We start from the raw sequence: 18,868 nt of genomic DNA on the forward strand, positions 1-18,868 counted from the left end.
ATTGAAAAGTGCACAATGGCATCTTTATGTATAATTTAAGCGACCTAGAAACATTTATAGCTGTAGTTGAAAACAAGGGCGTACTTGCTGCTGCCCGCGAGCAGCGTTTATCGCCTGCAACGGTGAGCCATCGCTTAAGTAAACTAGAGCGTGAGCTTGCTACAGTACTTGTTTTTAGAGATAGCAGGCGAGTACGGTTATCTCCCGCAGGTGAAATATTTTATACGCGTGTGGGGGCTATAATAGAAGCCCTTCACGATGCTGAACATAGTATTGGCGCGCGCAGCTCATCGGTGAGTGGTTTACTACGCGTGACCATGCCGCCTTGGGTTTTTTCAAAATACGTAATGCCTAAACTCAATGAGTTTGAGCAAGCTTACCCTGAACTAAAGCTTGATTTTTTAATAACGGATCATTTTGTAAATGTAGTTGATGACGCGCAAGATGTTGCAATTAGGGTGGGAAAATTAAATGACTCAGGATTACTTTCTCGTAAAATCGTAAACAATAGTCGCATACTGTGTGCAGCCCCTAGCTATATAGAAAAGTACGGCATGCCTGAAAATTTAACGCAATTGAGTGAGCATTATTGGGTTTGCCTGCCGTGGCAACGCCAGTTAAAGCTTTTTGACGAACACAAAAAAATACATACCTTTAATGCTAAAACTCGTTTTACTATTTCAAACTCTGATAATATGACACAAGCTGCCATTGCAGGTCATGGTATTGCTATTAAATCAAAAATAGCGATTAATGAAGATCTTAAAAACGGTATTTTGGTTGAAGTTATGCCTGGGGTAATGGCACAAGATGATGCACCGGTTTGGTTTTTACGTCCGCAAAATAGTTTAACAACCCGCAAAACCGATGTATTTTATGATTTTATGAAATCACTATTTTTGAGCTGCGAATAAGCGTTTAAATGAGCGTTTTACTCCAGTTAAAAACAAATAACCAGTAAGCTCTGCAAGCAAGGCAACAATTATGGCTGCAACAATGGCGGCTATAATAGAGTCTTTTTTCAAAATGATTTGACCTTCAAAGCGTTGCCATACTTGTTGTTTTATATCGCTCATGCCACTGATCATAGTAAATATATACGGAGATTTCTCAAACCTATTTACGGCTATCTGTAAATCTTGCTGTCGCTCGTAAAGAGTACTGATATTACTTGCCCCTTTGTTCACAATTTCATCATCAATATTTTGATAGTGTCTTATTAGCTTATTTAAATCATTATTGAAATACTTAGCTGCATCGTTTTTAAAAGGCGCAACGGCATTATTAGCTTCAATTAACTGGGCTGCTAATGCTTGGCCAAAGTCACTTACAAATGCAGGAATTTGCACTCCAAGTAGTAAACCGAATGCAAAGAAACTAAGTCGTATATAATCTAAAAGTTTACTCATTTATCTTCCTATGCATTTAAATAACCCAGAATTAACATTTGAGCTTGTTTTTATGTCAAAAACTCGTAATCTATTGGGGCGTGTTTACCTTTGTGGATTGAAATTTGTTCAATCTAGGTACGATTTAATCGCGGCGCGAGGTTTGTAACCTAGCGGGCTAAGTCAAAACCGAGCAACAAAGAGTTAATCGTTCCTAGATCGAGCTCAAAGGGCAGCGCATGTATGGTATTTATGCTGCGTTATCACCTATTTATGGGGAATAACCACACTACATAGGCTCTACCTTGCCTAAATACCAAACGTACTGCTGCAAATTCAACCACGAAAGGCCAACACGCCCTAATAATAAAAATAACAACAGGTGGATGTTAAGGATGACGAAAAAAGTAAAGTTCACGTCAACATTTGTTGATATTTCTAAACAGCTCAAACGTTTTGTATCGCGCATTGTTCAACCCGACGATGTAGAAGATATTGTGCAAGAAACTTTTGTAAAAAGCTATGAAGCTGATTTAAAACAAGACATCCAGTTTACCCGCAGTTATATGCTAAAAACAGCAAAACATCTAGCACTCAACCATATAGCTAAGTGGGACAATAAATTTAATGATTCGTTAGAAAACGATAACGAATTGCCCGTATTACTCAAATCAATGAAGCTCGAAGACGAATACACATCTAAAGAGCGTTTTTTACTTTTTTGTAGAGCTACTGAGCAACTAAGCTCATCGATTCGTAAATGCTTTATATTAAAAAAAGTTTACGGTATGAGCCAAAAAGAGATAGCAGACCAAATGCAGTTAAGCCAAAGCACTGTTGAAAAACACATTGCCAAAGGATTGTTACAAACCATGTTATACATGCGTGAACATGAGCAAAGCCCTCAAACGAACCCTAAAGCTCAGGCACATCCTATATCAGTTAAGAGGGTCGCAGAATGAGTAATGTTCATCAATTTAATTCAAAAGATTTAATCTTAGAAAAGTCATGTGATTGGATAAGCGCGATTGATCGTGGTTTAACTGATGATGAAAAAGAGCAATTTAAATTATGGATGATGCAAAGCACCGCACATCAAGACTCTATATACGAGCTTGCTCAGCTTTGGGATGAGCTTTCAGTATTAAACGAATTAAGTCATTTATTTCCTCAGCGCAACAATACTAAAACATCAAAAAACAAGTGGATGTTTTCTTATTCAATTGCAGCGAGTTTGTTTGCAGCGTTAATGGTATGCAGCTACTTATTAATTAACTTAGAAAATGGCTACAACCAAGAGCTTGCAAAAGTTAATTACACTAAAATTTACAAAACAAAAGTAGGTGAGCAAGCAACGTATGTATTGCCAGACGGCACCATAGTGCAGCTTAATACTAATAGCTTACTAGAAGTTGCTTATAGTAAAGGCCGCAGGCAGTTATTACTTAGTCGTGGAGAAGGGCGCTTTAATGTAGCAAAAGATGCCACGCGTCCGTTTAGTGTTATGGCTGGTGATAAAAGTTTTACCGCGTTAGGCACGGTATTTAATGTACAACGCAATACATCATCAGATTTAGAGCTGGTGGTTACTGAAGGCAAAGTGATGATCACCGATCCAAGTGTAGCGGTTGATGCAAATGACTTTAAAGATTATCAACTTGCAGATAATAGCACGAAAAAAATTCGTCAAATTAATGCCAATATTGTTACCTCAGGCGAAAAAGCAGTTATTGAGCAAAGTGTTACAAAACCAATTACGCAGCTTTCAATGAACGACGTACAACGCGATTTGGCATGGCAAAACGGGATGCTTATTTTTAATGGAGAAGAGCTAAGCGATGCTTTAAATGAAGTAAGCCGCTATACAGCCACACGTTTTGAGCTTTCATCAGCTGAGCTTGCCAGTATTAAAGTGGCTGGAGTATTTAAAGCCGGTGACGTTGAAGGTTTACTAGAAAGTTTACAAACTAACTTTTCGATTGATCATGAGCGTTTAGGTGAGCATGTAGTAACGCTAAAACACCATACAGAATCATAAGTAGACGTTATGCAAATCAAACTAATGTTAGGTAAAGTTACATCAATAAAGATTGAACGTAAAAAAAACATTAAAAAAAAGAAACAAACCCATAGAGGATTTTTGTTTGTCAGCTGTTTATATAAGTTGCGCAGTAACCAAACGCATTTATTGAGTGGATTTAGTGTGCTTGCACCGGCTATTTTTAGTTTAAGTGTACAAGCAGCAACACAAACCACTGGGCAAATGGTGCAATTTGATATAAAAGCGCAGCGAGCAGACAAAGCCTTAATTGAATATGCTAAACAAACAGAGCAAACCGTGGTGTTTTCTTATGAGTTGGCAAAGCAGTATGACGCAAATTCAGTTTATGGATTTTACACTCAGCTAGATGCTCTAGAGGCATTATTAGGTGGGACTGAGCTCGATGCGGTTGTTGATCAAAATGGTTTACTGAGTATAAAACTCAAACAAATCAACAGGAATGATAACAACATGATGAAGCTTTCAGCGGTCAGTGCAGCAGTATTACCAGCTTTACTTGCAGTAAATTCGCAAGGTGTAAACGCAGCAGAAGAAGTCGCTCAAGAAAAAATTGAAAAAATTGCTATTGTCGGTAGCCGTGTAGCAGGGCGTTCAGTTGAAGATTTACCCGTTCCAGTAGATATCTTAAGTGCAGAAGCGCTTGAAAATACAGGCCAAACAGAAGTTGGTCGTATGCTACAGTCTATCGCCCCTTCATTTAACTTTTCAAGCTCTGCAATTAGTGACGGTACTGATGCTTTAAGACCTGCGACACTTCGCGGTTTGGGCCCCGATCAAACATTGGTGTTAATTAACGGCAAACGTCGTCATCAAGCAAGTATTATTCATATTAATGGCTCTGTTGGGCGTGGTACCGCAGGTACTGACATGAATGCAATTCCAGCTTCTGCAATTAAACGCATTGAAGTATTACGTGATGGCGCTGCTGCTCAGTATGGTTCTGATGCAATTGCAGGTGTTATTAATATTGTGCTTAAAGATGGTAGCGAAGGTGGCAAAGCGGCTATTAACTACGGTCAATATTCTGAAGGCGATGGCGAAACCATTAACCTTGATTTTAATAAAGGCTTTGCGCTAGGTGATGACGGTTATTTAAATACAACTATCAATTACCGTGACCGTGCACCGACTAACCGTGCCGGTTTACATGGCTCTTGTCAGTTTTATGGTTGTACAGAACTAAGTGACGGCACTTTACTTGCTGGCGATCCGCGTGAGCTGACAGCCGATCGTGATACCTTTAGAATTGGTGATGCTGATTCTCAGCAGTTTGGTTTAACAATTAATACCGGTTACGAGTTAGGTGATGGCGAGCTTTACGGCTTTATTACTTACTCAACACGCGAAAATGAGTCGGCTGCATTTTTCCGTCATAATGCAAATGCAGGCGGTAACCCAGTACTACAAGATAACGATGCAACGATTCCGCTAGGTTTCTTACCAAAAATCAACACAACTATCGACGATATCTCGTACAACTTTGGTTATAAAACTGAATTTGATAACGATGCAAGCCTTGATTTATCTTACACCTATGGTGAGAACAGCATTGATTACACTACAAGTGACACTATCAATGCCTCATACGCTAACTTTTTACGTTATGACCAAGGCTTAAGTGCAGCTGATATTCGTACAACTATTCCACGTGAAGCGTACGCTTACGGCATGGAATTATCACTGCAAACAATCAATATTGATTTTACGCAAAACTTTGATGATTATTCGTTAGCAATGGGTGCTGAAATACGTACTGATGAATACCGTATTTTAGAAGGTAATGAATATGCGTACCGCGATTACGACACATTAAATGGTGTAAGTATTTACAGCGGTTTAAGTGGCGGTGTTGGCTCTGAAGATGCATCGGGTGGTTCACAAGGTTTTGGTGGTTCATCACCTGCGTCTTCAGTGGATGAGTCACGTGATGTAATTTCATTTTACGTAGATGCAGAATCTTATGTAATTGAAGATGTGATTTTATCTGGAGCACTTCGCTACGATAACTACAAAGGTTTTGGCGATACAGTAAACTTTAAACTTGCTGGTAACTGGTCTATTACCGACGATATTTCATTACGTGGTGCATTAAGCTCAGGATTTAGAGCGCCTTCAATGCAGCAGCTTTACTTTAATAACGTAAGCACACAATTTGTTGTTGATACTAATGGGAATTTAGTTGCAGAAGAAGTTGGTACATTTAGAAATGATTCAACACTTGCGCAAAGTTTAGGTATTCCAAAACTTAAAGAAGAAAAATCACAAAACCGTAGTTTAGGTATTGTGTATAACGTTACCGATAATATTAATGTAACCGTTGATTACTACTCGATTGATATTGACGACCGTATTGTAATTAGTGATCGCTTAGGTAAAGGGTTATCTACAAGCCTTGATGCAGCACTAAATAGTGCAGGTGCTGGCGTAGGGCAGTTTTTCTTAAATGGTGCTGATACAGAAACTCGTGGTGTTGATTTTGTAGCAACGTGGAACACTGAAGGTTTAGGCGGCACGCTTGATTTTACACTTGCAGCTAACTTTACCAAAACAGATGTTGTATCGTTGTTCTCTCCTGCTGGCTCAAGCCTTGAGACAGTAAAAGTAGAAGATATATTCTCAGCTGAAGACATCTCTATTATAGAAGAGTGGCAACCAGAGGACCGTATTAACTTAAGTGCGCTTTATCAACGTGATGATTGGACTGTTAACCTGTCACTTAATCGTTTTGGTGAATACACAGTAGAAGATGGCGGTCGTCAAACGTATGGCGCAGAAATTTTAACTGACGTTAAAGTTAACTACTTCGTTACTGAAGATTTATCAGTAAATATTGGTGCAAATAACTTGTTCGATGTTTACCCAGATAAAAATGAAATAGGTAACTCTCGCTCAGGTACTATTGTGGATGCTAGTGGCAACACAGTAATAAGTAGCTCAGGTGTGTTTGACTACTCACGTCGTTCGGCTCCGTTTGGATTTAACGGTGCTTACTACTACGTAGGTGCAGAATACCGTTTTTAATTAATAACCTCCCTTTTGTTATTTAACTCAAAGGGCCGTAAGGCCCTTTTTTTGGTTTTAGCTTGGGCTGATTTTATTTAGAAATCAAACTTATTGGATAATCATCGTATTGCTTAATATTATTCATTACATTCATTAAAGTATTATGTGTACTGTTTTCGTCTGCGGTTATAAGTACCGAACTTATTTCATATTTAGCCGCGAACATAGCTAAGTTAGTCGCAACTTGCTCTAAATCAATTAACCTCCCAGAAAAATATACTCCGTTACTTTCATCAATTCTAAATAAAGCATTTTTAACAGGCTTATCTATTTGAGGGCTGTCGAGTGGTCGGTTTAATTCAATAGCCACAGGTTTTACAAAAGATGTAGTTACAATAAAGAAAATTAGTAATATGAACACTATGTCTAACATCGGGGTCATATCTACATCAGCATTATTTTGTAGTTTGGTTAGTTTACTTTTCATATTGGACCTTATTTTTAATTAAATGCTGCGGAGCCACAGCAAGGTTTTAGGTACCTATTAACAAAATTAGCACAGCAAAAATAAAGCGTGGTTAAATAAATATTCTAATAATATTAAATATTTGTACTAATTATGTATTTAAAATGTGGTGAAATAAGGCGGTGTTTATACCGTTCTGCTTATATATGGGGTCTATTTAGCATCGTTATAATGTAATGCAATTTGTTAAATTGCTTAAAAAACTATGTAGATTGGTATTAGAGGCAATAAAAAACCCAGCTCGAGGCTGGGTTCTAGTTATGCGCTATGTAAGCTTAATGCTTTTGCATACGGCTCATTTCTGCATGGCAGCTTTGCATTGTTAATAATGTTTTAGCCAGTGCAGCTTCGCAGTCAGCTGGTTGCGGTTTATCCATTGCTGCTTTAATTTCTTCAAGGGTTTTATCTTCTACCTCTTCAAGCTCTTTTACATACGTGCTGTCGTTGTGTGAGGTGAAAGTAGTCAATAGGGCTGTGTACGCACGTCGTGCTTCAACTGCGAAAGATGAGCCATCTTCGCGTTCGCCTTTTTCATTAATTGCATATGGCTGCAAGCGCTCAACACTCACTTTTCGGGCATCTATCATACGCTGGAAAAGTGCACCAATAGCAGGGTCTTCAACTTTTTCCTGTGCTTTTTGATAAAAATCGATGCCGCTGTTCATAACTTGAATGATGTCAGTAATATGATTTACTTCTGATCCTTGATGGGTGTTCATAATGACCTCTTTAATTAAATGAATGTATAGTTCAATTAAATAAAAGCAATGTATGTTCCACGTTTTAATTATTATGTAGTTATTTGATTTTATTGGTTTAATTTTGATCTAGTAAGATGCTAAGTTAACAGGCAAAAAGTTAACCTAGCAATTTTTACATTATATTGTGTAATAAAGTTATTTTAGCTCTTCAGCTACTTCAGCTACTTTTTGACGTAACCAAATGTGACTCGCATCGCGATGTAACAGTGGGCTCCAAATCATATCAAGCTCAAAAGGAGGAATTGGAAATGGTGGCTCTAAAATTTTAAGCCCCGGATCATCCAAATATATATTTGCGGCTTTTGAAGGAAGGGTCGCAATCAAATTTTTCTCTTTAGCTAAATGAATAGCTACATGGTAGTTACGCGTAAAAGTGGCAATATTACGATGCTTACCAAAGTGAGCAAGTGCTTCGTCAACCCAGCCAAGTTTTTGAACATCTTTAGGGTCCATGCCTACACCTACACCAAAACCTGTTTTACTCACCCATATATGGCGCGCTTTTAAATAGCTGTCGAGGCTAAAGTTTTCAATTATAGGATTATCGGCTTTTACTAAGCAGCAAAAACTATCTTTCCAAATACGTTTATGATGAAAAGACTGCGGTAAGTTTTCAAAACGGTTGATTGCCATATCTACTTTACCGTTTTCTACATCATGAAAGGTGACATCACTTGGTGTGAGTATATCTAAAGTAGTATCGGGGGCTTCTTCGTGCAATTTACTTAAAAGCTTTGGTGCTAATGTACTTGCAGCGTAATCACTGGCCATTATTCTAAACACACGCTTACTTTGGCTTGCCTCAAATTCTCGATTAGGAGCTAGAGTTTCTTCAAGGGTCATTAATATGCCACGAATAACGGGTTGTAACTCCAAAGCACGCTCGGTAGGCACCATACCATCGCTGGTACGAACTAAAATAGGGTCGTTAAATAAGTTACGAAGACGTTTAAGGCCATTACTCATTGCAGGTTGCGTTATACTCAATTGATTAGCAGCGCGTGTTACGTTGCATTCTCGAAGCAATGTATCGAGGTAAACGAGTAAATTTAAATCTATTTTACTTATATTCATTGTGTGTGTCCTTTAGCGCTTACCAGTGGTGAATAAAGCGCTGTGCTGTCGGGTATGGGTAAATATGACTTACCTGACCATTTTTTATATTTTGTTGTGCCTGCTTCCAAAAGCTAACATCTATAAGCTCAGGATGAGTGCTGAGTAAAAACTTTTTATACATAGGGTTTGGCATTACAAATGTACAAAGTTGCTCAGGAAATACGTCCTGTGGTGCAACAGAGTAACTTTGTACATCCATTAAATAGTCGTCATAGCTCTTTGCTTTTGGTAATGTTCTAAAGTTCATATCGGTTAGATATTGAACTTCATCGTAATCGTAAAAAATAATACGTTTGTGCTTACTTACACCAAAGTTTTTTAAGAGCATATCACCAGGGAATATATTAACAGCAATCATTTCTTTTAGGGCTTGCCCATATTCTTCAATTGCGTCGGCGACACTTTCTTCATCAGCATTTTCTAAAAACAAGTTAAGAGGTGTCATGCGCCGTTCAATATACAAATGCTTGATGATCAACCAATCGCCCTCAATTACCATTGATGAGCCAATTGTTTTATGTAATTGCGCAAGTAAATTACTATCAAAACGCGCTAAAGGAAATACGACGTTAGAATACTCTATGGTATCGGCCATTCTGCCAACACGATCATGATTTTTTACCAGTTGATAACGCTTTAATACGGTATCACGGCCAAAGGGTTTACTCTCACCAAATTTGTCTTTTATTACTTTAAAAACATAGCCAAATGAGGGGAGGGTAAATACCATCATCACCATACCGGGAGTCCCCGGTGCAATTGTAAACTCATCACTAGAGTGAGATAAATGATTTAAAAACTCTCGGTAAAACTCAGTTTTACCCTGCTTATGAAAACCCACTGCGTTATAGAGCTCAGCAAGTGTTTTGTTTGGCATAAGTTGATTTAAAAACCGAACAAGTGCTGAAGGTGCGTGAGTCTCTACCATAAAGTAGGCGCGGGCAAAGCCAAAAATAACACGCATTTGAGATGACTTAGTTAAAAGTGCATCTAAATATAATCCGTTATCTTCATCGTGTAATACAGCGATTATAAAGGGCTGAACCCCACTTTTTGAAACAACACGACCAACAATATAGGCTGCTTTATTACGATAAAAAGGCGTGTGTAAGATATCAAAGCGCATTTGCCAAGGTTGGTGATGTGTATCGGGGGCTTGTTTATAAAAAGCTTTAACAAGGAGGCGGATATCACGCTCTAAATTTACAAATGGGGCCTTAAAATCAAAATGACTAATAATGCGTTTTATTGTTGGTTTTAGGCCATCAACTACAGGAAAGTATGTTCTATATTCTGCCTCTACAGGCACTGAAGGAGCATCTTTTAAGGTTGCTTCTACAAATATAAAGTCATTATGAAAATAGCGCCTATGGTACAGCCGGCAAAATACAGAGTTATAAAAAGTTTCTGCGAGCTCTGCTTGGGGATGAAAACATAAAAAATGCTGATATACCTTTTTAACTTCAAGCCATAGGCTTTCATCGAGTTGTTCGGTTGGGGTTTCTTTTTTTAGCGCTTGCGTGGTTTCGTTAACACGATCATCATAATAGCTGATACGCAAACGGCTGATATCATTAATTGCTTGCCAATCTTTTTTTGCGAAGGCAAGAGGGGCTTTGGCTGTTGTTTTTTGAAATAACTGATAGTGCCTTTTAAAACCCGTTAAAATTAATTCAGCAATATGGCGAGGTTGCATTTGCACTCCTTAAAAGTCCCTAGAGTTTATACTCTATTGTGTTAAGGGTATGTTATTTTAAGTTTAAAACCAAGATAAATGTTACTTACTAACTAAGAGTAACTTATTGGAATTGAGCTATCTTTTTTTCGAGAATTTTAATTTGTTTAGTCACAGCCGATACGTTTTTCTTATATGTTTTATTAATTATTTTTAGTTTTTTAGTAATGTCTTTAGTAATACGCTTTTTATCATCAATGGCTAAGATATGATTTAACCGCTCTTGTTGTTTGTATTCAGCACGCTCTTTATTACGATCAAGTATTGTTAGTTTATGGTTATTACTGCGAAGCTCTGCCTGTAAGCCAGATAGAAGCCTTTCACGCTCAAGTTCGTTTAGTTGTTTAGTGTAGTCAACCTTAGGACCAGAATACTGATTACCCGTTGTGTTAACTTTATAAGTCGTTGCTTCGTCGTCACAGGGGAGTTGAGAAAAGACAGTGCCTTTTTCTGTTACACATTTGTAGTAAGTGGTATCGCTAAAGCTAAAAAAACTGATAAGTAAAAAGCTAGAATGGAGAATATAACGAGAAGTTTTAAACATACATGTCATCCTTGGTTTTTATATCTAACAACAATATAAAACTATAACCTAGCTTGGTGGTATATCAAGCTAGGTTAGGATAACTGTTATTGGGTAAAGGTTTTGAGCTTTTTAATACTCTGTACTAAAAATGGTATATCTAAACCTTGTTCAATAGAAAAACCTTCAGCGGCGGAAATGTTTTTAAAGTTACCATCTGAATCTATTAAGGTAATCCTATCTTTTTTATAGGCTATAACAACACCCTGAGAGTAGTTCACGCCCATATCGTCTTTTTTCTTGTATAGATTAACGCCTAGCATTGTTTGCTTGGCAATAGCTTTGCAATTTAAATATTGCCCAACGCTTGTTGCAATTAAATCGCTAGGTTGAATTAGCCCATCTACCTTAGAAATACGTTTGTCAGAGCTGTATAAAGTTGAGGTGGTTACTACTTCTTGCTTGTTATTGGCAAGACTAAAAGCAAAAACCTGTGTTTCATCATCTCGAACAGTAGGGGTATCACTCGCTTTAATTACTCGAATAGCACTAGAGCTATGTGCTTGATCATTAATAAAGCTTAGTTCTTCAATGCCAGTTACTTCAATGCTACGGCGCTGACTTTGCCAAACTGGGAGTGTCTGCTCGGTTAAAATTGCTGCTTTATAAAAAGCGGGTAAACCATACACTAAGCTAAATAACGTATCGTCATGATTTGTTGGCTGTAAAAACTGCTCTGTTTTGTGCATGTTTTTATTCTCGGCAACAAACTTTTCGAGTTGTTGTTGAGTTTCAAATACAAATATATCTACATTGGCTTGTGTGTAGTCCTCGCATTTTTCAAGCTGGCTTGGCATTTGATAACTAATATTTTGGTTATTAATTTTTACGTTGTGTGCTTGCTCGTAGCTTTCTATATCTAGCAGATCATTTTTAGCTAACAAGCTTTTAGCAGTAGTAGGGTATGAAAGTGGCAAAACATTATCTTGTTTTGTTACGTCAAAGTTTAAATTGGCGTCAGCCCAAATATGAATACTGTGGCTAAGCGAAAAACACACGATTAAAAAAGAAATTGCGTAACGTGCAAATTTATATTGCTTTAAACGCTCAAGGTGGTGCCATGTGTAATTACTAACAAGTAGCTGAAAGCCTAAAATAACAACAACAATACCACTGGCTAAAATGGTTGTTAAAGCAGGAGAGCTTGTTAAACGATGCCACAACAATGAAATGATCTCAGGTAAGGCAGATATACTTAGGTGATAACCTAAATTAACATACACATAAGCATCAAGAGTAAGCAATGATGCGCCTACAGTGGCTATTACAGCGGCCATGCCACGAATGTGTCGTGGGTAGGGGAATATTAAACTAAGCGGAAATACCGTCAGCACAAACGCTAAAAAGGCTATAAAACTAGTGTGGCTTAGCCAAGTAACTAGCATATAGGTAATGCCTAAAAAGCTTGTAGGTGGCGAGTCTGCAAATAAATAGCTTAAGCTAATAAGTAGGGCTAAGCCGATATTGGCAAAGGTAAACCAATGCCCCCAACTTAGCAGCTGACTCGCTTTTGATGAAAATTGATTGTGCTGCGATAAATTCATAAATTTTATTTAACCGACTGCGCGAGCGCTTTTGCAAAGTTCTCGGTTACAGCTTGTCTTTTCCCTGTTGGTACATGCTCTTTTAAGATATGCGTGATAGAATTTCCTAAACACATAAGACTTAAATCAACCGGCGCATTGTGTTTAGTTAGCACATCAATAAGCTGATCGACGATTTGTTCTACTTCTTCATTAGAGTATTTTGATAAGATTGGCATTAGTTGGTTCAATAAAATAGTTATATTCTCGTATTTTAACACTAGAGGCGTGAAAAACAAAGATGACAACAGACGTTAAAAAATTAGTCGTTCACTATGTAGACAAAAAAGACGACGATACGCAAATTCACCTTCGAAATGATGAGATGGTAATTAACGATAAAGTAGCCGTTTTTATCGAACAATTACATCATGCATACAATGGTAAACCTGGTAAAGGTTATTGTGCTTTCAGTGGTGACAAAAACAGTGTTGTAGCATCTGCAATGCAAAGTTACCGTAATGATGAGTTAGGCTTTTGGCATATGACCGAGCAAGCCTCGACGGTTTTAAAAGAAGAGCTTGATAAGTATGCATTTAGTGAAACAGGCTATTTAGTATTTTGTCATTACCAGTACGTTGCAACTGATTACATGCTAATTGCGATGATTAACATCAAAGAGCATTATTCTATGACCTCAGAGCTTGATTTAGCCGCTTCTCGTCATTTAGACATATCACGCATGCAACTTGCTGCTCGTATCGATTTAACAGCGTGGGATACACAAGCTGACGACAACCGTTATATTTCATTTATAAAAGGGCGAGCTGGACGTAAAGTTGCTGACTTTTTCTTAGACTTTTTAGGTTGTGAAGAGGGTATTGATTCAAAACAGCAAAGCCAAGTAATGCTTAGCGCAGTAGAGGATTATTTATCTGAGCAACAATTTGATAAATCAGAAAAAGACGATTTACGTAAACAAGTTTTTGACTACTGTAATGACTGTGTGACAACTGGTGAAGATGCCAGCGTAAGAGAGCTATCTGCAACGCTTACAAAAGGCGATGACAGCCCGTTTGATAGTTTTTGTAAAGAACAAAGCTATGACTTAGAAGAAACTTTTCCTGTTGATAAGAAAACCGTAACCAGCATGGTTAAGTTCTCAGGTCTTGGTGGTGGTGTGAGTGTAAGCTTTGAACGTAAACACTTAGGTGAGCGCGTAACTTACAACGAGGCAACGGACACGCTTGTAATTAAAGGTATTCCACCAAACTTAAAAGATCAGTTACAACGTTTTATGGAAAGTGAAAGCGAGTCGTAAAGCATTTTAAATATGCGACACGTTGAAATGAGTTTGAAAGCTATAAAAGCGCAGTAATTAAAACTGCGCTTTTTTGAATTTTGTTAGCAGGATGAATATTTTTGAAATTGATTATAATTAAATTATAAGGAGCATAATTTTAACTCAAAGTTATCCTACGTTTAAAAAGAATCGTTTGTGAAAGTGATTAGCTTTTAGTTGATCCAGGAAATCTATTTTTTAGATTATCAGAAAGAACAAATTTAATATTTGAAGAGACTATTAACAGAGAATATACCTTTTTGATATTGAAAGTGATTGTATTGATAGTTCACTTCTTTTGAATATACCACTTCCAACTAATTCATTATTTGAATTGTTTATAAACAATGAATCTAAAGTTTCAATTTAGATTAATAATAGGGTCAGATGGCAGTTGAACATTACAGACCTAAATGTAAGTATAACTATTATAAAAAATTACTTTTTTAAAATGTTTATTTTAATATAGGGAAATTATTATGGAAATAAATAATATATTACTTCCTAAAGAGATTAGTGAGTTAATAAATGCATTTAGTAAATTCACGATTGAAGATCCTAAATGCACGGATAAAAAATTTAAACTATCACTAAATGATCCTCATGCGATGGTTCCAATTAAAAATATGTTATTGGAGGTTTTATCGCAAGATTATATAACCACGACTTGTAGCAAAGATGTGTTTTTATTAAAAAGACTGGATGATGTTATCGTTATTTCTCAACAGGATGGTGATCTATTATTTATAGATCCAGAAGATGCTTTTTCAGTTTGGTTATGGTGGCATGATGGTGGAGATTGCCAGAGATTATCGAATAATATTTTTGATTGGCTCGATAGCTGTAAACAGTATAAAGAAATAAAACCTATTGCAACAGCCGATGAATATTTACATATTCAACATGAAATGAGCGGTAATTGGATTGGTGATTACAATTCATACTATTGCTTAGAGAATGATGGCACAGTTACTAAGTATTTTAGTGATGGGATCATCTCAGATGGTCATTGGCGAATAATTGAAGAAAATAAGATTAGTTTCTTAATGAAGCATGAGCTGGTTTTTTCAATTGTAAGAAGAGAAAAAAATGAGATCCTGATCGAATTAGACCAGAGTGTCAGAAAACACCAGATCGTGCTTAAACGAATTGATGAAGATAAAGATAAAGATAAAGATAAAGATTTTAGCTTATATCAGTTTTTATACGAATTTTTGAAAGAAGAGATGAATCGTTCATCTATGGTATTAACAAGGCACCGCATTATTGAAACTAAAAAAATGGAAAATGGCGATACACAAATAACCTTATGGCGTTTTGCTGAAAAAGCAAAGGGGCAATATTCTAACCCTCATGATGTATATCGTTATGTATTCAGAAAGAAAGAAAATCTTTGGGAAGTTATAAGTAAGCTAGAAATCGAACCGATGAGTGCCTAGCGGTTCATATTATATAGATATAGTTGATACATTTAAATAATACTTAAATCTCGTAATCTAAGCTTTGTTCGGCAATAAACACAAAAAAGCCCCGCTATTTATTAAATAGCGGGGCTTTTTAATGAATGTTAGTTATTAATCAACACTCATTGTTTTAGTCATTGCAGAGCTTGCACGACCAGCAGGTTTGATTGAACCTGCACGTAAACCACTGTCTGGAACTAGTTCACGTTTATCGTGAGCCATTGCTACAGACGTATGTTTCACTTCGCTATCAGCTACAGGAGTCGGTTGTGCCATTGGCGCACTTGCTGACCCTTGAGTAACCGCTGTTTTAACATGCGGTGCTGATTTTTCAGTTTTCACTTTTGCTTCAACTTTAGCAGTCTCTTCAGTTGCTACTGGCGTTTCAACTTTAGCAGGCTCTTCAGTGGCTACTGGTGTTTCAACTTTAGCAGGCTCTTCAGTGGCTACTGGCGTTTCAACTTTAGCAGGCTCTTCAGTTGCTACTGGTGTTTCAGCTTTAGCAGGCGCTTCAGTTGCTACTGGCGTTTCAGCTTTAGCAGGCTCTTCAGTGGCTACTGGTGTTTCAACTTTAGCAGTCTTGTCTACTGGTGTTTCAGCTTTAGCTGGCTCTTCAGTTGCTACTGGCGTTTCAGCTTTAGCAGGCTCTTCAGTTGCTACTGGTGTTTCAACTTTAACTGGCTCTTCAGTGGCTACTGGCGTTTCAGCTTTAGCCGGTTCTTTAGCTTTTACTGGCTCTTCTACTGCTTCAACTTTTGCTAAGTCTTCAACCGCAACGGCTTGTTCAACTTGTTGCGACGCATCTACCGGTGTTTCTTCTGATTTCGCTTTAAGTTCTGCTTCGTATTCTGCAGCAGCTTGATCAGCAACTGGAATAAATGCAGGGGCTTCATCAGATTTAACTTCTGCTTCACCTTCAGGGCGACGACGACGTTGACCAGATGCACGAAGATGACGAGGAGAACGACGTGAACGTGTACGTGTTTGCTCTTGTTCGTCTTCAGTAGTTGCTGTTTCATCGTTAGAATCAACAACATCAACTTTCTCTTCTTTAATGTGAGCTGTTTTTTCTGCCGGAGTTTGCTTTTGCTTTTCTATAGCAGGAGCTTGCTCTTGAACTTGTGGAGTTTCAGTTACAGCCGTTTGCTCAGGTGCTTGCTCTGTTGAGTTAGCTTGCTCAGCTTTTTCATCTTGCAGACGTACTTTTTTACGTATGTTACGACGTTGACGGCGAACTTTAGGCTTCTGTTCTTTAGGCTCTGCAGCTTGTGCTGGCTTAGAATCAGTTTCTACTTCCGCCTTTGCAGGGGCTTCAGTTTTAACTTGATCTTTTTCTTGGTTTTTATGCTCTGGGCGCTTACGAGAGTTAGGATTACGACGGCGCTTGTTGCGGTTCTCGCTTCTCTCTTGAGTCTCGGTGCTTGCTGCTGAGTCAGTTTTAGCTTCCTCTTCAGCGGCTGGACGCTCATTGCGCGGCTTGTTAGTGCGTGGGTTATTATTACGACGGCGTTGATTGTTATTACGACGACGGTTATCGTTACCACGACGTGCATTATTGCGCGTTTCTTGCTGCTCTTTTTCTACAGCTTCTTTTTTCTCTTCTTCAGATTCACTTGCAAATAACGACTTAAACCAATTACCAATAGCAGCTAGTAAGCCACCTTCAGTTTTAGTTTGTGCTACCGCAGCAGGCTCTACGGCTTTAGCAGGCGCTGATTGTGGAGCAGGAGTAGAAGGCATTACCACGCCTTTTAGCATCGGCTCTTCACGGACTGGCGTACTTGGAGATTTTGACATCTCGAATACTTCAGGCTCTGGTGCAACAACTTGTCCGTAACTTACAGTTTCAAGTGTTTCGTCTTTACGTAAGCGCATAACTTCATAATGTGGTGTTTCCATATGTTGATTTGGAATAATCACTACGTCACATTTATGATGTTTTTCAATGCGATGAACACTACGACGTTGCTCATTTAATAAATAAGCAGCAACAGCAACAGGCACTTGTGCATTTACTTGTGCTGTATTGTCTTTAATTGCTTCTTCTTCAATTAAGCGAAGAATTGAAAGTGCTATTGATTCGTTTGAACGAATAGTACCTTGGCCACTACAACGTGGACATGGGCCTTGGCTTGCTTCACCTAATGAAGGACGCAAACGCTGGCGCGACATTTCAAGTAAACCAAAGCGTGAGATTTTACCAATTTGAACGCGAGCACGGTCTGGGCGCGCTGCATCTTTTAAACGATTCTCTACTTCACGTTGATGGCGTGGAGGAGTCATATCAATAAAGTCGATTACAATTAAACCACCTAGGTCACGAAGACGTAATTGACGTGCAATTTCATCGGCCGCTTCTAAGTTTGTATTAAGTGCTGTCTCTTCAATATCGCCGCCTTTAGTTGCCTTAGACGAGTTGATATCAATAGATGTAAGTGCTTCAGTAGGGTCAATTACAATTGAACCACCAGAAGGAAGACGTACTTCACGCTGGAATGCAGACTCAATTTGGCTTTCAATTTGGTAATGTGTAAATAAAGGCGTGTCACCTTGATAAAGCTTAACACGGCTCATAAAGTCAGGACGAAAACGCTCAATGTGCGCTTTAGCTTCTTCAAAAACACGTGGTTTATCAATTAAAATTTCGCCAATGTCACGACGTAAATAGTCGCGTATTGCGCGGAAAATCACGTTGCTTTCTTGGTGAATCAAAAACGGTGCTTTAGCACTGTCGGCTGCTTGTTTAATTGCATCCCAATGTATTAATAGTGCTTTTAAATCGTAGTTAAGTTCTTCAAATGACTTACCAACACCGGCTGTACGAACAATTAAGCCCATGCCTTTAGGTAGTTCTAAACGGCCTAAAGCTTCTTTAAGTTCAGTACGCTCATCACCTTCAATACGACGAGAAATACCGCCAGCACGAGGGTTATTAGGCATAAGAACTAAATAGCTACCAGCAACGCTGATAAAAGTAGTTAACGCTGCGCCTTTTTGGCCGCGTTCTTCTTTATCAACTTGTACTATTACTTCTTGACCTTCTTTTATTACGTCGCGAATGTTAGGGCGACCATGAAAAGTGTAACCTGCAGGGAAGTAAGTACGTGCAATTTCTTTTAAAGGAAGGAAACCATGGCGGTCAGCACCGTAATCAACAAATGCTGCTTCAAGAGATGGTTCAATGCGAGTGATTTTGCCTTTATAAATATTGGCTTTTTTCTGTTCGTGACCTGGGCTTTCGATATCTAAATCATAAAGGCGCTGGCCATCAACCAGTGCTACGCGCATTTCTTCTTGCTGCGTTGCATTGATTAGCATACGTTTCATATTGTTACTCTACTTATTTATGTCGCTGACATGACGATG

Annotated in this window: 15 protein-coding genes; 6 read left to right on the forward strand and 9 right to left on the reverse strand. The window is 38.1% G+C overall.

The features are described from left to right. Positions 1–26 precede the first annotated feature (26 nt). Positions 27–914 carry a LysR family transcriptional regulator gene (locus tag H5118_RS13320; protein ID WP_002961497.1) on the forward strand — a complete coding sequence of 296 codons (888 nt, stop codon included), beginning with the start codon at positions 27–29 and terminating at the stop codon, positions 912–914. Here H5118_RS13320 and H5118_RS13325 read toward each other — a convergent pair. Then, complete coding sequence (locus H5118_RS13325; RefSeq protein ID WP_182749091.1) at positions 894–1,409, reverse strand: DUF2937 family protein; 516 nt, start codon at positions 1,407–1,409, stop codon at positions 894–896. The genes H5118_RS13320 and H5118_RS13325 overlap by 21 nt on opposite strands. A 374-nt stretch (positions 1,410–1,783) precedes the next feature. On the opposite strand from H5118_RS13325, the gene H5118_RS13330 reads away from it, so the two are divergent. Genes H5118_RS13330 through H5118_RS13340 form a run of 3 tightly spaced genes read left to right on the forward strand, consistent with a single transcriptional unit; the run spans position 1,784 to position 6,471 of the window. Then, positions 1,784–2,350 (forward strand): RNA polymerase sigma factor, encoded by a 567-nt coding sequence (locus H5118_RS13330; protein WP_002961494.1) that lies wholly within the window; start codon positions 1,784–1,786, stop codon positions 2,348–2,350. Then, positions 2,347–3,426 (forward strand): FecR family protein, encoded by a 1,080-nt coding sequence (locus H5118_RS13335; RefSeq protein WP_024603563.1) that lies wholly within the window; start codon positions 2,347–2,349, stop codon positions 3,424–3,426. The genes H5118_RS13330 and H5118_RS13335 overlap by 4 nt, the downstream gene beginning before the upstream one ends. A gap of 9 nt (positions 3,427–3,435) precedes the next feature. Further along, the gene (locus tag H5118_RS13340) at positions 3,436–6,471 is read left to right on the forward strand and encodes a TonB-dependent siderophore receptor (RefSeq protein ID WP_182695105.1); all 3,036 of its coding nucleotides are present in this window, start codon (positions 3,436–3,438) and stop codon (positions 6,469–6,471) included. Positions 6,472–6,544: 73 nt separating this feature from the next. Here the strand turns inward: H5118_RS13340 and H5118_RS13345 are convergent, their stop codons facing one another. The 7 genes from H5118_RS13345 to H5118_RS13375 all read right to left on the reverse strand — a co-directional run bounded on the left by H5118_RS13345 (position 6,545) and on the right by H5118_RS13375 (position 12,936). Continuing rightward, positions 6,545–6,940 (reverse strand): biopolymer transporter ExbD, encoded by a 396-nt coding sequence (locus tag H5118_RS13345; protein WP_024596959.1) that lies wholly within the window; start codon positions 6,938–6,940, stop codon positions 6,545–6,547. 314 nt (positions 6,941–7,254) lie between these two features. Continuing rightward, a complete protein-coding gene (locus H5118_RS13350; RefSeq protein ID WP_002961486.1) occupies positions 7,255–7,698 on the reverse strand; it encodes a PA2169 family four-helix-bundle protein in 444 nt (147 codons plus the stop codon). Between the two features lie 177 nt (positions 7,699–7,875). Next, positions 7,876–8,814 carry a LysR family transcriptional regulator gene (locus H5118_RS13355; protein ID WP_002961484.1) on the reverse strand — a complete coding sequence of 313 codons (939 nt, stop codon included), beginning with the start codon at positions 8,812–8,814 and terminating at the stop codon, positions 7,876–7,878. 19 nt (positions 8,815–8,833) lie between these two features. After that, positions 8,834–10,552, reverse strand: coding sequence for a bifunctional isocitrate dehydrogenase kinase/phosphatase (gene aceK / locus H5118_RS13360; RefSeq protein WP_182749092.1), 1,719 nt, complete (start codon positions 10,550–10,552; stop codon positions 8,834–8,836). 103 nt (positions 10,553–10,655) lie between these two features. Next, positions 10,656–11,135, reverse strand: coding sequence for a DUF4124 domain-containing protein (locus H5118_RS13365; protein ID WP_024596961.1), 480 nt, complete (start codon positions 11,133–11,135; stop codon positions 10,656–10,658). Between the two features lie 86 nt (positions 11,136–11,221). Continuing rightward, positions 11,222–12,718 (reverse strand): DUF3413 domain-containing protein, encoded by a 1,497-nt coding sequence (locus H5118_RS13370; protein ID WP_182738151.1) that lies wholly within the window; start codon positions 12,716–12,718, stop codon positions 11,222–11,224. Between the two features lie 5 nt (positions 12,719–12,723). Further along, entirely contained in the window at positions 12,724–12,936 is a 213-nt protein-coding gene (locus tag H5118_RS13375) for a DUF1414 domain-containing protein (protein ID WP_002961475.1), read from the reverse strand. A 62-nt stretch (positions 12,937–12,998) separates the two neighbouring features. On the opposite strand from H5118_RS13375, the gene yejK reads away from it, so the two are divergent. Together yejK and H5118_RS13385 are read left to right on the forward strand one after the other, a co-directional pair. After that, positions 12,999–14,018 carry a nucleoid-associated protein YejK gene (gene yejK, locus H5118_RS13380; protein WP_182749093.1) on the forward strand — a complete coding sequence of 340 codons (1,020 nt, stop codon included), beginning with the start codon at positions 12,999–13,001 and terminating at the stop codon, positions 14,016–14,018. 500 nt (positions 14,019–14,518) lie between these two features. Next, complete coding sequence (locus H5118_RS13385; RefSeq protein WP_182749094.1) at positions 14,519–15,478, forward strand: hypothetical protein; 960 nt, start codon at positions 14,519–14,521, stop codon at positions 15,476–15,478. Between the two features lie 135 nt (positions 15,479–15,613). Here the strand turns inward: H5118_RS13385 and rne are convergent, their stop codons facing one another. After that, positions 15,614–18,829, reverse strand: coding sequence for a ribonuclease E (gene rne / locus H5118_RS13390; RefSeq protein WP_182749095.1), 3,216 nt, complete (start codon positions 18,827–18,829; stop codon positions 15,614–15,616). Positions 18,830–18,868 lie beyond the last annotated feature (39 nt).

Source organism: Pseudoalteromonas sp. SR41-1 (assembly GCF_014164015.1).
Classification (GTDB): Bacteria; Pseudomonadota; Gammaproteobacteria; order Enterobacterales; family Alteromonadaceae; genus Pseudoalteromonas; species Pseudoalteromonas distincta.

What these genes read in the sequence shown, in the direction of transcription:
- H5118_RS13320 (WP_002961497.1), top strand. Translation starts at nt 27, where the DNA reads ATGTATAATTTAAGCGACCTAGAAACATTTATAGCTGTAGTTGAAAAC.
- H5118_RS13325 (WP_182749091.1), bottom strand. Translation starts at nt 1,409, where the DNA reads ATGAGTAAACTTTTAGATTATATACGACTTAGTTTCTTTGCATTCGGT.
- H5118_RS13330 (WP_002961494.1), top strand. Translation starts at nt 1,784, where the DNA reads ATGACGAAAAAAGTAAAGTTCACGTCAACATTTGTTGATATTTCTAAA.
- H5118_RS13335 (WP_024603563.1), top strand. Translation starts at nt 2,347, where the DNA reads ATGAGTAATGTTCATCAATTTAATTCAAAAGATTTAATCTTAGAAAAG.
- H5118_RS13340 (WP_182695105.1), top strand. Translation starts at nt 3,436, where the DNA reads ATGCAAATCAAACTAATGTTAGGTAAAGTTACATCAATAAAGATTGAA.
- H5118_RS13345 (WP_024596959.1), bottom strand. Translation starts at nt 6,940, where the DNA reads ATGAAAAGTAAACTAACCAAACTACAAAATAATGCTGATGTAGATATG.
- H5118_RS13350 (WP_002961486.1), bottom strand. Translation starts at nt 7,698, where the DNA reads ATGAACACCCATCAAGGATCAGAAGTAAATCATATTACTGACATCATT.
- H5118_RS13355 (WP_002961484.1), bottom strand. Translation starts at nt 8,814, where the DNA reads ATGAATATAAGTAAAATAGATTTAAATTTACTCGTTTACCTCGATACA.
- aceK (WP_182749092.1), bottom strand. Translation starts at nt 10,552, where the DNA reads ATGCAACCTCGCCATATTGCTGAATTAATTTTAACGGGTTTTAAAAGG.
- H5118_RS13365 (WP_024596961.1), bottom strand. Translation starts at nt 11,135, where the DNA reads ATGTTTAAAACTTCTCGTTATATTCTCCATTCTAGCTTTTTACTTATC.
- H5118_RS13370 (WP_182738151.1), bottom strand. Translation starts at nt 12,718, where the DNA reads ATGAATTTATCGCAGCACAATCAATTTTCATCAAAAGCGAGTCAGCTG.
- H5118_RS13375 (WP_002961475.1), bottom strand. Translation starts at nt 12,936, where the DNA reads ATGCCAATCTTATCAAAATACTCTAATGAAGAAGTAGAACAAATCGTC.
- yejK (WP_182749093.1), top strand. Translation starts at nt 12,999, where the DNA reads ATGACAACAGACGTTAAAAAATTAGTCGTTCACTATGTAGACAAAAAA.
- H5118_RS13385 (WP_182749094.1), top strand. Translation starts at nt 14,519, where the DNA reads ATGGAAATAAATAATATATTACTTCCTAAAGAGATTAGTGAGTTAATA.
- rne (WP_182749095.1), bottom strand. Translation starts at nt 18,829, where the DNA reads ATGAAACGTATGCTAATCAATGCAACGCAGCAAGAAGAAATGCGCGTA.